Raw genomic sequence first — 14,919 nt, forward strand, 5'->3', positions numbered from 1 at the left:
CGGAGCCTCTAGCTGTGGATGCCCATCGCTTCGATCTGTTCCTGATAGCGGTTCCTGATCGTGACCTCCGTCACCTGCGCGACGTCGGCGACCTCGCGCTGGGTTTTCTTCTCGTTACAGAGTAGGGAGGCAGCGTAGATGGCCGCCGCGGCGTAGCCGGTGGGTGATTTGCCCGAGAGCAATCCCTCTTCGGCGGTGGTTTCGATGATCTCGTTGGCCTTCGACTGTACCTCCTCGGAGAGTTCGAGTTCGGAGCAAAAACGGGGAACGTACTTTTTAGGGTCGACGGGGCGCATTTCGAGGCCGAGTTCCTGGGAGATATACCGATAGGTGCGGCCGATCTCCTTTCGCTCGACCCGCGAGACCTCGCTGATCTCCTCCAACGAGCGGGGAATGCCCTCCTTTCGACAGGCGGCGTAGAGCGCCGCGGTGGCGACGCCCTCGATCGAGCGTCCACGGATGAGATCCTCTTTCAGGGCGCGTCGGTAGATCACGCTCGCGACCTCCCGTACCGATCGAGGCACACCGAGCGCGCTTGCCATCCGGTCGATCTCGGAAAGCGCGAACTGCAGGTTGCGCTCGCCGGCGTCCTTCGTACGAATGCGTTCCTGCCATTTGCGCAGTCGGTGCATCTGGCTTCGTTTCTTCGAGGAGATCGAGCGTCCGTAGGCGTCCTTGTCCTTCCAGTCGATGGTGGTCGTCAACCCCTTATCGTGCATCGTCTGGGTCGTCGGCGCGCCCACCCTGGACTTGCTCTGGCGTTCCTGGTGATTGAACGCCCGCCACTCCGGCCCGGGATCGATGTTGCCCTCCTCGACGACCAGACCACAGTCATCGCAGATGAGTTCGCCCCGATCAGAGCTCTTGACGAGGTTGTCTGAGGCACACTCCGGACAGGTGCGTGTCCCTTCTTCCTCCTGAGTTCCCTCGGATCGCTCCGTCTCGTGTTCGCGCTCCCGCTGGCGGGTGGACCGTGTCATCGCACTTAAATAGTAGTGTAACCAACGCACTTAAACCCTTGGTCCGTTCCGGAACCCAATACGTCCGGTCGAGCCGACCGATTCCGGCGAAGAACGGTCGTATCCACCGTTCTCGGGCCGTTCTGCTGATAGTCGGGGATCAGAACGGCTATATCCCAGAATCAGCGAACGTCAGACAATGCCCTCTCTATCCTGCGATCCGGACGAGGCACTCGAAGAACTGAAAGCCGCGGGAGCGAGCGTTTCGGCCGGAAACACCGCCCACGAACGGTGGCGCGCGGAACTCGGCGAGGCCAACGCGATCGCCTACGACGACACCGTCGTCGTCCAGGGCGCGCGCCCCGCCGACATCGAATCAGTCCTTCGAGGGGGTAGCGGGCGGGTCCACCTGTACTTCGACGGGGGCAGCCGCGGCAACCCCGGTCCGGCAGCGATCGGCTGGGTGCTCGTCTCGAGCGACGGGATCGTCGCGGAGGGCAACGAGCGGATCGGCGAGACGACCAACAACCGCGCGGAGTACGAGGCACTCGCCCGCGGGCTCGAGGTCGCCCGCGAGTACGGTTTCGACGCGGTGGAGGTCCGCGGGGACTCCCAGCTCGTCGTCAAGCAGGTCCGCGGCGAGTGGGACGCGAACGATCCGGGGATGCGAGAGCGCCGGGTTCGCGTCCACGAACTGCTCTCTGCGTTCCCGGAGTGGTCGATAGCCCACGTACCGCGGGAGATAAACGAGCGGGCGGACGAACTCGTAAACGAGGCGTTCGAGGATGGCTGAACTACCCGATGAAACGGTGACGGAGGCGACCCGGCTGACGAAACTCGCACGCGAGGCGGTCGACCCCGACGAGGCGGCGGCCTACCGCGAGCACCGGGCGGACCTGCTCGCCGAACACGGGTTCACCGCGCGCGTCCGCGAGGACGACGCCACGGCGACCCTCGTCTTGCATCCCGACGACTGGGTCGAGGACGGGACGATCCGCCCCGAGCGGGTCGCGGACACCGGGCGGGCGGTCGAGGTGCAGGTCGCCGGCCCCGAGAGCCCCGACGACTGGGATACCGTCGAGGAGCACAACCGCGCGGTCGCACGGCGGGTGCGGGCGAACCAGGGGGCGATCCACGGGGCAAACGCCGACGCCTTCGCCGATTTCATGGGGAATCACTACGCGAAACCCGTCGAAGACGCCACCCCCGAGGAGCGCGCGGAGTTCCTCGCGGAGTACTTCGTCCGCAACGCGTGGCCCAGTGAGGACCAGAAAGAAGCGATAGAGCGGTCGCTGGAACACGTCCAGCGGGTGGGGAAAACGATCCGGCGTTAGTGTTGCGCCTCGATCAGACTGCTTACGTCGTCGGCGCGGTCGTCGCCGGTGATGAGCTTCGAGAAGACCCAGTTCAACTGGCCCAGAACCGTCTCGTAGCCGTCGTCGGTGAGCTCGTACTGGTTGGTCCGCTTGTCGAGTTCACTCTTTGCGACCAGCCCGCGCTCGACCAGGTCGTCGAGGTTCGGGTACAGCCGGCCGTGGTTGACCTCGGTCCCGTAGTAGCTCTCTAGTTCGCGTTTGATAGCCAGCCCGTACATCGGCTCCTCGGCGAGGATGACCAGGATGTTGTGCTGAAACGCGGTCAAATCGTGTGCCGTCTGCTGGGTGCCCGGAACTGCTTGTGCCTCTGACATCAGCGTAGAACATGTCATCCGGCTATTTAACAGTTGTCAACCATTCCGTTTGTTTCCGGAGATATAACTGGATAGTATCGACATATCTGACAAATGAAATATGTTATATATGATATTTATTCGATATTTGTGGAGGGAAAGATTCGGGCGGTGTCGAAAGGACTTTTTCCTCGCCCGGTACAGGTCGAGGTGGAATGACGAACCTCTGGGAAGACCTCGAAACCGGACCGAACCCGCCAGAAGAGATCTACGCGGTCGTCGAGTGTCTCAAGGGCGAGCGGAACAAATACGAGTACGACAAGGACGTCCCCGGAGTGGTCCTGGACCGGGTGCTTCACTCGAACGTCCACTACCCCTCGGACTACGGGTTCATCCCCCAGTCGTACTACGACGACGAGGACCCCTTCGACGTGCTCGTGCTCGTCGAGGACCAGACCTTCCCCGGGTGTATCGTCGAGGCCCGCCCCGTCGCGTTGATGAAGATGGACGACGACGGCGAACAGGACGACAAGGTCATCGCCGTGCCGGTCGAGGACCCCCGATACGACCACATCGAGGACGTCGAGGACCTCACCCAACAGACCAAAGACGAGATCGACGAGTTCTTCTCGACGTATAAGAACCTCGAGGAGGGCAAGGAAGTCGAAACGCTCGGCTGGGAGGACCGTCAGACCGCCTACGACGCGATCGAGCACTCCCAGGAACTCTACGAGGAACAGTTCGGCTGATTCCCGGCGGTAATCACACCCTTGACGCAGGATGTTTTATGATTATGGGTAATTATTTGAGAACGGAGAGCGTCGCTACTCGTATGGGAGCACGCACGCCGGCGGTAGGGATCGCCCACCCCACGGTCGTCCCGACGAACTTCGAACCCGACGACGGGGAGGTAGCCGAACCCGAAGAGACCGCCGGCGATCGGTGATCGGGGCGTGAAACGAAGGTTCTTGTAGGGGACGACAGTACAGGGGAGCATGGGTCTCTTCGATCGGATACGTGGCGGCGAAGACCTGCCTCGTGTCGCGTTTATCGGCATCGACGGCGTTCCACATACGCTTCTCGCGGAGCATCCCGAGGAGTTCCCGAACTTCGCCGCGATCGCCGAGGAGGGCACGGCCAGCGCGATCGAGAGCATCGTTCCCCCCGAGTCGAGCGCCTGCTGGCCCTCGTTGACGACCGGTCAGAATCCCGGCGAGACCGGTGTCTACGGCTTCCAGGACCGTGAGAACGGCTCCTATGATACGTACGTTCCGATGGGACGTGACGTCCAGGCGACCCGTCTCTGGGATCGCGTCACCGAGGACAGCCGGAAGGCAACGGTAATGAACGTTCCCGTCACCTTCCCGCCCCAGCGCACGGTACAGCGCATGGTCTCGGGCTTTCTCTCGCCCGGCCTCGATAAGGCGGCCTATCCCGACGAACTCCGCGAGACGCTCTCGGGACTGGACTACCGGATCGACGTCAACGCGAAACTCGGCCACGACGAGGACAAACGCGAGTTCATCGAGGACGCTCATACGACCCTCGATGCGCGCTACGAGGCGTTTTCGCATTACATCGACGAGGACGACTGGGACCTCTTTTTCGGCGTGTTCATGACGACCGACAGGGTGAATCACTTCCTGTTCGAGGACTACGAGAGAGACGGCGAGTACCACGAGGAGTTCATGGACTTTTACCGGAAGCTCGACGGGTACATCGGCGACCTCCGGGAGAGCCTCGCCGACGACGTCACCCTCGTGATCGCGAGCGACCACGGCTTTACCACGCTCGACTACGAGGTCCACTGCAACCAGTGGCTCGAGGAGGAGGGATGGCTCTCCTTCGAGGACGAGGATCACTCCGAGCTCGGCGATATCTCCTCGGAGGCGCGGGCGTACTCGCTGATCCCCGGACGGTTCTACATCAACCTCGAGGACCGCGAACCGCGCGGAAGCGTTCCCGAGGAGGAGTACGAGGCCGTCCGCGACGAGCTCAAAGCCGACCTCGAGGCGCTCGAAGGCCCCGACGGTCGGAAGGTCTGTGAGCGCGTCGTCGAGAAGGAGGACGCCTTCCGTGGCGACCACGCGGACATCGCGCCCGATCTGGTGGCGATTCCCGCTCACGGTTTCGACCTCAAATCCGGCTTCAAGGGCCACGGTGAGGTCTTCGGGAAGGGGCCGCGAAACGGGATGCACAGCTTCGACAACGCGACGCTCCATATCGACGGCGGGGCGACCATCAGCGACGCCAACCTCTTCGACATCGCGCCGACCATCCTCGACCTGATGGAAGTCGAGTACGACCGCGGAGAGTTCGACGGCGCGAGCCTCGTCTGAACGGTCGACCGGAGGCTTTCTTCATCCCGAGCCCGTAGGCCCGGTATGCTCTATCGCGATCTCGACGGCAGCGAAGCCGAGAGTCCGGAGGACCTCCGCGAACAGTACGAAACGGAGCTCGCCGGCGTGGTCGAGGCGGTCGGCGTTGCGGACGCCGCCGACGAAACGGGAATCGACCGGGAGCGACTCGACGCGCTCGTCGCGGGCGAGTCGCCCGAACTCACCGTCGAGGAGGCCTGTGAGATCCTTGCGCTCGAACCCGAGGAACCCGACGCCGAGATCGTCCGCGCGGAGGTCGAAGACCGCCTGCTTTTGGGGATGACGACCGCCGTCCTCGACGTCGATACCATCGCCGCGAACCTCGATGCGGACCTCTCGGGCAAGGAGGTCCACCAGCGCGTCGAGGGCCGCGCGCCGATGACGCTCGCCGAATACGCCGAGATCCACCACTTCATCGGGGAGCGAAAGCGATAATGCGCGTCGCTATCCTCGGCTGTGGCTACGTCGGGCTCGAACTCGGAAGACAGCTCACCGCCCGCGGTCACGAGGTCCGGGGCGTGCGGCGCTCCGACGGAGGGGTCAGGGCGATCGAGGAGGCCGGTTTCCAGAGTGTCCGCGCCGACGTTACCGACCCCGAGGCGCTCTCCCGGGTGCCCGACGTCGACGCGATCGTCTTCGCCGCGAGCTCTGGCGGGCGCGATGCCGACGCCGCCCGCGAGATCTACGTCCGTGGGCTCGAAACCGCGATCGAGCAGTTTGCCGGGCGCGAACATCCACCCGAGCGGCTCGTCTACACCTCGAGTACCGGCGTCTACGGCGATCACGGCGGCGACTGGGTCGACGAGGCGACCCCCACGGAGCCGACCACCGAGAAGACACGCGTGCTCCGGGAGGCAGAAGAGATCGCGCTCGGCTCGCCCATCGAGGGCACTGTCGTCCGCTTTGCCGGGCTGTACGGGCCCGAGCGCTACCGCCTCGAACGCTACCTCGAGGGGCCGGTCACGGAGGGGTATCTGAACATGCTCCATCGGGACGACGCTGCGGGCGTGATCCGCTACCTTCTGGAGGAGGACCTCGCCCGGGGCGAGGTCGTGCTGGCGGTCGACGACGAGCCGGTCGGTAAGTGGGGCTTTGCCGACTGGCTGGCCGAGCAGTGTGGCCTGCCGGCGCCCCCCAAGGAGACCAAGACCGAGCGCCTCTCGGAGCCGAACCTCTCGGAGCCCGCCCGGCGGCGCATCGAGACGAGCAAGCGCTGTTCGAACGCGAAACTCGGAGAACTGGGCTACGAGTTCTCGTATCCGACCTTCCGGGAGGGGTATCGTGAGGCGGTCACAGCTTATTCGAGCCGGTAGGAGCAGACAGTATATTCGCCTCGCGCCGATAGTCACCCCATGGCGACTGCAGACGGCACCTGGGCCTATCGGGACCGCTTCGGGGAGGAGTTCGGTCGAACCTACTTCCGCCGCTTTGGCGACGGCGTGGTCTCCAGTCTGGGGCTGGGGACCTATCTGGGCGAGCCGACCGACGCGGTCGATGCCGAGTACGAGGCGGCGATCACGGCGGCGCTCGAAAATGGCTGTAACGTACTGGATACCGCGATCAACTACCGCCACCAGCGAAGCGAACGAGTCGTCGGACGGGCGCTCGCGGAGACGGACGTCGAGCGCGAAGCGGTACTGGTCGCGACCAAGGGTGGCTTCCTCCCGTTCGACGGCGAGCGCCCCGCCGACCCCGGCGAGTACGTCCGCGAGGAGTACGTCGAGAGCGGGATCGTTTCCCGCGAGGAACTGGTGCGGGGCAGCCACTGTATCGCCCCCGAGTTCATCGACGATCAGTTCGACCGGTCGCTGTCGAACCTCGGCGTCGAGACGATCGATCTCTATTACGTCCACAACCCCGAAACGCAGCTAGAAGAGCGCTCCCGGGAAGCGGTGTACGACCGGCTCGAGGAGACCTTCACCCGCCTCGAGGAGCGCGTCGCCGCGGGCGACCTGCGCTACTACGGGGTCGCGACCTGGGACGCCTTCCGGGTCCACCCCGAACACGCGAAGTACCTCTCGCTGCCGGAGGTCGCCTCGCGAGCGCGGGCAGCGGCCAAAGGGGCTGGAAACACCGCGACTCACCTCCGGGCGATCCAACTGCCCTTCAACGTCCACATGGCCGACGCGTTCACCGTCGAGGCCCACGACGGGGCAGCGGGACCGGAGAGTGCACTCTGGTTCGCCCAGAACGCCGGGCTGAACGTCGTTGCAAGCGCGAGTCTCGGGCAGGGACAACTCGTCGAGGGGGTTCCCGAGTCGATCGCCGAGCGCTTGGAGGGCGAGTCGCCCGTCCAGAAGGCGATCAACTTCGCGCGAAGCGCGCCGGGGGTGACGAGTGCGCTCGTCGGGACGCGCTCGGTCGAACACGTCCGGACGAACCTCGAGGCCTGCGGGTTCGACCCGATGGGTGCCGACGCGTTCGACCGGGTCTTCGAGTGAGTCCGTCGGGGCGATTACGCGAACCGCGAGAGGTCCACGCCCGCGACCCGACCGGCCTCGCACGCCGAGTCGTAGGGACGACCGACGACGACGTCGCCCGCCGTCGACGTCCCGAGCCCCGGGATCGCCGTGAGTTCGTCCATCGTTGCCTCGTTGACGTCGAGCGGGTACGGAACGCCCGTCACCGATCGGTAGCCGTGATCGACGATCGCGACGTCCATCGCGCTCCCGAGTTCGTGCTCGCCGGGCACCCCGATCAGAAGCGAGTAGGTGCCAAGTTGGCGCCCGAAGGTCCGGCCGTTCTCGTGGTACTCCATGTGAACGTCCTCCAAGACGGTTCCTGCGGGCGCGACCCGCTTGAGCATCGGGTTGTCGATCTCCTCGCGCACCTCGCGCTTGTAGGGTTTGAATTGTCGTTTGTGCTCGCGAGCGATGTCCGCCCCCGTCTCGGCCATCTCCGTGCCCGCAAAGGCCATCACCTGCCGGATGTTGATCCGCCGGACCATCAGCCCCTCGTCGTAGACGTCCTTGAGAAACCGCTTGTTGTGCTCGTAGGTCTCGGGTCGCTCGCCCATCAAGCCGTGGACGAGGTTGATCCCCGGAAGCAGCTTGGGGAGGCGGTCGCCCGCCTCCTCGCCGTGGGACGGCCCCAGTACTCGGTCTCGTGGCAGGGCCGCTCGACCGTCCGAGGCGCGTCGCGCCTCGCTTCCCTCGCCCGGTCGCCACCCCCCCTCCTCATTGACCACTCGAACGGCCTCCAAACATTCCTCGGCGCTCACGAGCAGGTTGTTCTCCTCCTGGACGACGGGGTCAGCACTCTCTAATCCAAATGCTGCCGTGTCGCCGGGCGTGTTGTGCTCGGCGATGATCCTAATCCCCTCGCGCGATTTCTCGGGGTACTCGACGATCGTCACGGGGTTCATGTTGTCCAGATGGAGCGTCCCGAGATCCGGCACCGCCTCGCGGATCCCGCCGTAAAGCTCTCTGAGAGCGTCGGGGTTTGGCGCTTCGCCGTCGCCACCGAACGCGAGGATGTCGGCTTGGCGGCCCAGCCGGAAGTGCCGGGCGCCCCGCTCGGAGAGGTTCGAGACCTCGCTTACGACCGACTCTGCGCTACGGAACGTTGGATTGCCGTACAGCGGCTCGGTACAGAACGAACACCGGTAGGCACAGCCTCTCGACGTTTCCATCTCGCAGATGAGGTAGTCGGGGTGGTTGGGGTGCTGTTCGATCACGAACGCGCCCTTCCGGCTCCAGCGGTCGATCTCGCGGTTGTCGCGCATCCGATCGCCAAAGCCCTCCAGTCCGGAGGCGACCAGATCGTGGGCGGCGGCCTCGACGTCGCCCTTCGCGACGAAGTCGTAATCGAGGTCCTTTCGCTCCATGTCCTGGGCGCCGGCGTTCTCCTCACCGACGCCGAACTTCACGGGCCCGCCCATCAGACTCGTTCCGCGAGCGACCCACGCCAGTTTCTTCACCTCGTCGGGCTCGGCGGGCGTGCCCCCGACGTAGTTTCCGGGGACGGTCATCCCGCCGATGTAGACCATGAGGTCCGCCTCCTCGATGTCGCGCCATTTCGCCTTGTCCTCGCGCAGTTCGTCGATCGTGTGGTAGGTGACGTTTTCGAGGGAGACGCCCGCGTCGACGAGCGCGCCCGCGGTGTACCGGGGGTACGTCGAGATGTAGGGCGGCACGCCGAAGTGCGCCGGCTCGTCGACGTAGCCGTCGACGAGCGTCACCGAGAGTTCGGAGGGGTCGGTCATATCCGTCCTAGCCACCCGAGCGACAAAAGCCGTTACACCCGACGGAACTCGAGTTCGTCCGCCGCGGTGTCGACGATCGCCACCGTCCGGTGCTCGTCGGGGACGGTCGGAAAGTGCGCGCCGGGGTTGATCACAGTCGTCTCGCCGACCGGCCGCTCCTCGCGCTCGTGGTGGTGACCGTAACAGACGTAGTCGTACTCGCCCGACTCGGCGTAGTCTTCGATCTCCGCCTTCGATTCGCCGTGGAGCATTGCGAAACGCTTCCCGCCGAGTTCGAGGGCGGCAAACCGGCCGTGGAGTTCGCCCCCGATCGCCTCGAAGCCCGCCTCGAGACCCGCGACCTCGCCGTCGTTGTTCCCGAGCACGCCGTGAATCGAAAACCCCTCGAAAAAGGGGAGCACGGGCGGGGCAACGAAGTCTCCACAGTGAAGCAGCGTCTCGACACCTGCCTCGCGAAACAGGGCGGTCATGCGCTCTACGGCCGCGACGTTGTCGTGGGTATCGGCAATGATCCCGACTCGCATACCGACCGATCGGCCCGCGGCGACTTATGCCCTACCCACGGCATTGATAATCGCGGCGACCCTACACGCTTGCATGCCCGCGACCCTCGAAGTCGTCTGCACCGACGACGACTGCGAACTCGACATGTTCGAACTCCACTACACCTACGACATGCCCGACGACGTCGGCGTCGGGGACTTCGCGTGTCCGTACTGCGGCGGGGTCGACTGTCTCGAAGCCGTCGAACTATGAGCATGAAGGTCTGGGAGATCGGTAAGTCGGTCGGCAACCACGTTGCAGAAAGTGTCGGGCGGGTCTCGAGTCGCATCCAGGAGTCCCGGCCACTCGCGGCCGACCTCCTCGAGAGCGACGAGGCCTACCTCGCCGTCTTCGACGCACCGGGGGTCTCCAGTGGCGACGTCCAGGTCCGGTTCTCGAACGGCGAGGTGCTCGTCCGACTCGAGCGCTTTCGCGAGTTCCACGACGGGTTCGAGATGCGCCTGCCCGGCCGGGGGCTCTCGCTCGACGGCAGCGTCCGGCTCCCCGAGGGCGCCGCCATCGACGCTGAGGCCGCTACCGCGACGCTGAAGGAAAACGGCACACTCCACGTGCGCATCCCCAAGGGCGAAAGCGACGCCACGACGGTCACGATCGAGGACACCGAATCGATCGACGCCGAACCCGACGGGCGAAGCGACGACACCCCGGTCTAGAGGACCATCCCCTCGACGATCGGGAACTCCTCCTCGCCGGTAAAGCGCGTCGGATCGAACGCCTCGATCCCGGGACCGCCACGCACCTCGCGAGCGATGAGCTCTCCGAGTGCCGGCGCGCGCATGAACCCGTGGCCCTGCCAGCCGGTCGCGACGTACAGGTCCTCGGCGAGCCAGCCGAGTAGGGGATCTCCGTCGGGCGTGGCGGTACACAGCCCCGCCCACGCCCGCGCGACGCTCAGCTCCCTTTCGAATCGCTCGCTCGCCCGTTCGAGCGCCGACGAGACGAACGTCCCGTCGGCCTCGCGGGTCCACTCGTCGGGATCGCTCTCGACATCCTCGGTGCCGTCGCCAACGAGCAGCCCGTCGGGATGGGGGCGGAAATAAAACCCCGCGCTCGCGTCGTAGCCCATCGACGTCTCGACGGTCTCGGCGGTCGTCAGCGCCTGCACCCGGTAGGGCTTCATCGCGATCCGGTGGCCGGCGTTTTCGAGGACCCGTTTCGTGTATGCGCCCGCCGCGACGACCACCGTTTCGAAGCGCTCGCGCCCGCCGTCGGCCCGTATCCCGCCTTCCGCGAGTGCCGCGGGCGTGTCCGTCCTGATCTCGGCACCCGCCGCGCGTGCCGTTGTGGCCATCGCCTCGGCGTAGGTCGACGGGTCCGTCCAGCCCGCGTTCCGGGCGATGGCGGCCACGCCGACGTCCTCGGTCGCGATGGCCGGGGCGAGGGCCGCGAGGGCCGTCCGGTCGAGCAGCCGGGCGTCGATCCCGTGCGAGCGCATCCCGGCGACCTGCTCGCGGATCGCCTCGGCCCGCCGGTCGTCGTCCGCGCGGGCGAACCAGACGTAGGGGGTCTCGTGGAACGCGAAGCCGCGCTCGCCCGAAAACGCTCGAAAGCGCTCGATCGCCCGCCGCCCGATCCGCGCGTCGACGTCCTCGGCATAGGCGTCGTACAGTACGCCCGCCGCCCGGCCCGTACTTCCCGACCCGACCTCGCCGCGCTCGAAAACGGTCACGTCCTCGCCGGCACTCGCGAGGTCGGCCGCGGCCGTGAGTCCGACCGCCCCGCCGCCGATCACCGCGATCCGTTCCATGGGCCCCGTCCGCACGCCGGGTACTTGACTCTCGTCCCGACGGATTACAGGAACGTACCGATCCCGCGGGCGGGATAGCCGACGACCGTGTCCGCGCCCGCCTCCCGCAGGGTCGCGACCTGCTCGGCGACCGCTTCGGGGGTACCGACGAGCGCGAAGTCGCCGCTGGCCGCGAGCAACACCTCGCGGGCGCGGCCGGGTCGCGCTCGCGTCCGTCGGCGCACCCTCGGGCAGCGCGCGGGCGACCGGCCGCCTACGGGCGACGTAGGCACCCAGCGCGTCGAGCACCGCCTCAGGGGCGTCGGTCAACACGGTCGGGGCGTAGACGGCGATCTCCCCCGAGAAGCCCGCGGCCCGGAGCGCCCGGATGTCGTGGGTCGTCGAACGGCCCAGCAGTTCGAACTGGGTCGCGCCGGTCGCCAGCGCGAGGCGCTCGACGCCCTCGGTGCCGACCCACGCCCCCGACGCTCCCTCGACGGCCGCGCCGAGTCGTGGTGCGAGCGCTTTGTTCCGTTCGTCCTCGCTCAGATAGGCACCGTGGCCCGCGACGAGCACCCGGTCGACACCCTCGGGGATCCCGTCGAGCAGCGAGTCGTCGCCAAGCGGGTCGAACCCGTCGGCCCGGACTGGCGTCGTGAGGTAGACCTCCTTTTCGCTTGCGAGCGTTTCGAGCACGTCCGAATCGGGGAGGTGCTCGCGCCCCTCGTAGTCGATCACGACCGTCCCGACGGGGAGATCGAGCCCGCGGGCGGGGTCGCACTCGGCGGGCTTGAGTGCGGCGGCGTCGAGGCCCGTCGCGTCCACCGGCGTTCCGGTCAGCATCGCCTCCTCCGAGACCCCGTTCACGGTCGGAGGGAACCGCGATTCCCCGCGGCCCGCGCGGGTCGTCGTGTCGGCGTCGGTGCGGTCATATCCGCTCGTAGGGAGACTGGGCCGCAAAAGCGTGTCGTTCGCTCTATCCGTAGGATTCGGGATCGAGGCGCTCGGGTGCGCGCCAGTCGGTGACGAGTTCGAGAAACTGGACGACGATCCGTCCGGTTGCCCCCCAGACGGTGTAGCCACCGACGCGGAAGTAGTGGATGACGATCTCGCCGTAGTAGGGGTGCTCGCGGCGTTCGAGTTCGTGGTTCGCGTCGTTGACGAGCCCCGCGATCGGGAGGACGGCGATCTCCGCGACCTCGCGGTCGTTGGGCTCGTAGGTCCGGTCGGGAATCTCGACGACGAAGGGCGTGATCGAGAACTCCGTTACGGTGCGGATGTCGTCAAGTTGGCCGACGTACCCGACCTCCTCCTCGCGAAGGCCGATCTCCTCGTGTCCCTCCCGCAGCGCGGTCGCGTAGATGTCCGCGTCGTACGTTTCGCGTCCGCCACCGGGAAAGCTCATCTGGCCCGGGTGATCCGAGAGGTCCTCGGCCCGTTTGGTAAACAGCACGTGTGGTCCCTCGGCCCGACGGACAACCGGAACGAGCACCGCCGCCTCGCGCTCCTCGCCCGTGACCCGTCGCGGCTCCCGTCCGGCGACCCGACTGAGGTCCATTGGTGGTTCTATCGGCTCGTGGATTATAGCCGTTCTTGCTCGCCTTCACGGACCGCACTCGCGTCGACCGGCGCCCACGCCTCCAGATCGTAGCTCACCTCCCGTGCCAGCTCGGTGTCCTCCTCGGCCGCCAGCGCCGCCAGCACCGCCTCGCCTGCCGCCTCGCGGTCGACCTCGCGGTCGGGAGCCTCGAGGATGTGCGGCAGGTCGCTTGCACCCTCGGGCAGCGTCGGGAACGCGGCGGGTCCCGCAAGCACCAGCCCGTCGTGTTCGACCAGTGCGTACGTCGAAAGCGCCGCCTCGATGCGCCCCTCGGGACCGGCTTCCTCGTCGCGCCGGAAGGCCAGTTCCGAGCGTGCGCGAGCCAGTTCCTCGCGCGTCAGTGCCCCGAAGAGGTCACAGATCCCCGCGAGTTCGTCGTCCGTGAGCATGGGCCGCCTATCGAGCGCCGCGGTGAAGAACCCCCGACACAACGGCTTTGTTCCCCTCGTCCCTGTCCCCGCTATGGACGACACCGCACTCCTGGCCGCGCTCGGCGAGGTCGAACCCGCGAGCGCCGGGCGGATCGCCGCCGTCCTCGGGGCCGAACACGCCGCGGTCGCCGGACGCCTCGAGGACCTCGAGCGCGCGGGGCGGGTCAGACGCGAGGATGGAGAGTGGCGCCTCGCCGAGGATCCGCGCCTCGATTCGAGCGCCGAGCAGATGGCCGATCGCCTCGGGCGCGAGCGCCGGTAGCCCGCTCAGAGCGCGTCGATCGCCCGTCCGCTCGCGTCCAGTACGGCTCCGGGATCGAGATCGGCGTCGGCCCACGCGGGGAGTCGGTCGTCGCCCTCGGCGGGGGAGATCGCCTCGGCGTAGGCGTCGACCTGCGAGCGTTCTGCCGCCCGGTCGTACGCCAGCCCGTTGAACGCGGCGTCGGCGGCGTAGCCCGCGAGAAATCGCTCCGCGACCTCCCGATAGCGTTCGGCGAGCGTCTCGAACTCGGGGTCGATCCCCCGCTCGTCGAGCACGCGAAACAGCGCGCCGGCGACGTGCTCGCTCATCCCCGCCAGGCCCGTCTCGCCGCTGACCGCGCGGTGGTCGTGTTCGTGGACCCCGAGATCGACCTGGACGGTGCCCCCGAATCCGGCGGTCCCGAAGGCCTCCCCGAGCAGGCCGGTTTCGAGCCCCCAGGCGGGTTCGGGGCGGAGCCGGCGGGCGACCGTCGAGGTGAACCCCATTTCGCCGGCCAGTGCGTAACGAAACGCGCCCAGGTATTCGAGGATCGGCTCTGGGTGGCGCACGGCGAGGGCGGCGACCAGCGGCTCGTAGAACAGCCGGAACAGTCGCCCGTAGAGCCGGTCGTTCTCGACGCGGGCGTAGTAGCCCTTCGCGAAGTCGAACTCCTCGAGCGGCGCGAGCAACCGGGGGACCTGCGAGGCGTCGTAGTTCTTCACGTCGGCGTCGTGGAGCGCGACGAACTCCTCGCGGGCGGCCGGCCCCAGCCCGAGCCAGACGTCCCGTCCCTTGCCCGCCGGAGCGTCGATCCCGGCCCCGTCGAGGAGCGCCTCGACGGCCGGTGCGTTACACCACAGCGGGGTCAGCGGAAGGTCGAACCCCGAGAGCCACGCGACGAACGACTCGACGCGGTCGGCGGGCGCGCGGATCGGGACGATCACGCGGGCGGGGTCGACGTCCTCGAGCGCCGAGAGCGTGCGCTCGGGAGCCAGCCCGGCGTACTCGCGGTCGGTCATGGGGACGACGACGGCCGCCCGGTCGACGGGCGCGTCGGGGACGCGACCGGTGAGGTCGTGGACCGTCGCAATCCGCTCTTGGACGTACTCCATCGAGCGACCCTTCGGGCGAGCGGGTAAAAGCGGGC

The 14,919-nt window shown here is 67.0% G+C and carries 18 protein-coding genes and 1 pseudogene; 10 read left to right on the top strand and 9 right to left on the bottom strand.

Annotated features, from left to right (window positions below):
• Nucleotides 1-8: 8 nt before the first annotated feature.
• Complete coding sequence (locus HACJB3_RS13645; RefSeq protein ID WP_008416242.1) at nt 9-980, bottom strand: transcription initiation factor IIB; 972 nt, start codon at nt 978-980, stop codon at nt 9-11.
• A 178-nt stretch (nt 981-1,158) separates the two neighbouring features.
• Here HACJB3_RS13645 and rnhA point away from each other — a divergent pair, with 178 nt between their 5' ends.
• A complete protein-coding gene (rnhA, locus tag HACJB3_RS13650) occupies nt 1,159-1,752 on the top strand; it encodes a ribonuclease HI (RefSeq protein WP_008416244.1) in 594 nt (197 codons plus the stop codon).
• Nucleotides 1,745-2,293, top strand: a complete 549-nt coding sequence (locus tag HACJB3_RS13655) for a DUF7108 family protein (RefSeq protein ID WP_008416246.1) — start codon at nt 1,745-1,747, stop codon at nt 2,291-2,293. The genes rnhA and HACJB3_RS13655 overlap by 8 nt, the downstream gene beginning before the upstream one ends.
• Here the strand turns inward: HACJB3_RS13655 and HACJB3_RS13660 are convergent.
• Nucleotides 2,290-2,649 (bottom strand): PadR family transcriptional regulator, encoded by a 360-nt coding sequence (locus HACJB3_RS13660; RefSeq protein ID WP_008416248.1) that lies wholly within the window; start codon nt 2,647-2,649, stop codon nt 2,290-2,292. The two genes, HACJB3_RS13655 and HACJB3_RS13660, sit on opposite strands and share 4 nt — an antisense overlap.
• Nucleotides 2,650-2,843: 194 nt before the next feature.
• Between HACJB3_RS13660 and HACJB3_RS13665 the strand changes: the two genes are divergently transcribed.
• The 5 genes from HACJB3_RS13665 (at nt 2,844) to HACJB3_RS13685 (ending at nt 7,447) form a co-directional block, all read left to right on the top strand.
• A complete protein-coding gene (locus tag HACJB3_RS13665; RefSeq protein WP_008416250.1) occupies nt 2,844-3,377 on the top strand; it encodes an inorganic diphosphatase in 534 nt (177 codons plus the stop codon).
• A gap of 246 nt (nt 3,378-3,623) precedes the next feature.
• Complete coding sequence (locus HACJB3_RS13670; protein ID WP_008416252.1) at nt 3,624-4,967, top strand: alkaline phosphatase family protein; 1,344 nt, start codon at nt 3,624-3,626, stop codon at nt 4,965-4,967.
• 45 nt (nt 4,968-5,012) lie between these two features.
• A complete protein-coding gene (locus HACJB3_RS13675) occupies nt 5,013-5,441 on the top strand; it encodes a DUF5791 family protein (RefSeq protein WP_008416253.1) in 429 nt (142 codons plus the stop codon).
• Nucleotides 5,441-6,319 carry an SDR family oxidoreductase gene (locus tag HACJB3_RS13680; protein ID WP_013199538.1) on the top strand — a complete coding sequence of 293 codons (879 nt, stop codon included), beginning with the start codon at nt 5,441-5,443 and terminating at the stop codon, nt 6,317-6,319. The genes HACJB3_RS13675 and HACJB3_RS13680 overlap by 1 nt, the downstream gene beginning before the upstream one ends.
• A gap of 39 nt (nt 6,320-6,358) precedes the next feature.
• Entirely contained in the window at nt 6,359-7,447 is a 1,089-nt protein-coding gene (locus tag HACJB3_RS13685; protein ID WP_008416258.1) for an aldo/keto reductase, read from the top strand.
• A 14-nt stretch (nt 7,448-7,461) separates the two neighbouring features.
• On the opposite strand, the gene HACJB3_RS13690 is transcribed toward HACJB3_RS13685, so the two are convergent.
• Together HACJB3_RS13690 and HACJB3_RS13695 are read right to left on the bottom strand one after the other, a co-directional pair.
• The gene (locus tag HACJB3_RS13690) at nt 7,462-9,210 is read right to left on the bottom strand and encodes a radical SAM protein (protein ID WP_008416259.1); all 1,749 of its coding nucleotides are present in this window, start codon (nt 9,208-9,210) and stop codon (nt 7,462-7,464) included.
• 32 nt (nt 9,211-9,242) lie between these two features.
• Nucleotides 9,243-9,734 carry a metallophosphoesterase gene (locus tag HACJB3_RS13695; RefSeq protein ID WP_008416260.1) on the bottom strand — a complete coding sequence of 164 codons (492 nt, stop codon included), beginning with the start codon at nt 9,732-9,734 and terminating at the stop codon, nt 9,243-9,245.
• A gap of 73 nt (nt 9,735-9,807) precedes the next feature.
• On the opposite strand from HACJB3_RS13695, the gene HACJB3_RS20290 reads away from it, so the two are divergent.
• Nucleotides 9,808-9,966, top strand: coding sequence for a DUF7559 family protein (locus tag HACJB3_RS20290; protein ID WP_008416261.1), 159 nt, complete (start codon nt 9,808-9,810; stop codon nt 9,964-9,966).
• Nucleotides 9,963-10,427, top strand: coding sequence for an Hsp20/alpha crystallin family protein (locus HACJB3_RS13700; RefSeq protein WP_008416263.1), 465 nt, complete (start codon nt 9,963-9,965; stop codon nt 10,425-10,427). Before HACJB3_RS20290 ends, HACJB3_RS13700 begins: the two co-directional genes overlap by 4 nt.
• Here the strand turns inward: HACJB3_RS13700 and HACJB3_RS13705 are convergent.
• The 4 genes and pseudogenes from HACJB3_RS13705 to HACJB3_RS13715 all read right to left on the bottom strand — a co-directional run bounded on the left by HACJB3_RS13705 (nt 10,424) and on the right by HACJB3_RS13715 (nt 13,489).
• Nucleotides 10,424-11,521, bottom strand: a complete 1,098-nt coding sequence (locus HACJB3_RS13705; protein ID WP_008416265.1) for an NAD(P)/FAD-dependent oxidoreductase — start codon at nt 11,519-11,521, stop codon at nt 10,424-10,426. The two genes, HACJB3_RS13700 and HACJB3_RS13705, sit on opposite strands and share 4 nt — an antisense overlap.
• Before the next feature lie 44 nt (nt 11,522-11,565).
• Nucleotides 11,566-12,343, bottom strand: a pseudogene (locus tag HACJB3_RS18825) (DUF7388 family protein).
• 133 nt (nt 12,344-12,476) lie between these two features.
• Nucleotides 12,477-13,058, bottom strand: coding sequence for an NUDIX hydrolase (locus HACJB3_RS13710; protein ID WP_008416269.1), 582 nt, complete (start codon nt 13,056-13,058; stop codon nt 12,477-12,479).
• Nucleotides 13,059-13,081: 23 nt separating this feature from the next.
• Nucleotides 13,082-13,489, bottom strand: coding sequence for a DUF7109 family protein (locus tag HACJB3_RS13715; RefSeq protein ID WP_008416271.1), 408 nt, complete (start codon nt 13,487-13,489; stop codon nt 13,082-13,084).
• 73 nt (nt 13,490-13,562) lie between these two features.
• Between HACJB3_RS13715 and HACJB3_RS13720 the strand changes: the two genes are divergently transcribed.
• Entirely contained in the window at nt 13,563-13,793 is a 231-nt protein-coding gene (locus HACJB3_RS13720; protein ID WP_008416273.1) for a MarR family transcriptional regulator, read from the top strand.
• A gap of 5 nt (nt 13,794-13,798) precedes the next feature.
• Here HACJB3_RS13720 and HACJB3_RS13725 read toward each other — a convergent pair whose 3' ends face one another.
• Entirely contained in the window at nt 13,799-14,884 is a 1,086-nt protein-coding gene (locus tag HACJB3_RS13725; protein WP_008416274.1) for a glycosyl transferase family 2, read from the bottom strand.
• Between the last annotated feature and the right edge of the window lie 35 nt (nt 14,885-14,919).

The organism is Halalkalicoccus jeotgali B3 (assembly GCF_000196895.1).
GTDB lineage: Archaea > Halobacteriota > Halobacteria > Halobacteriales > Halalkalicoccaceae > Halalkalicoccus > Halalkalicoccus jeotgali.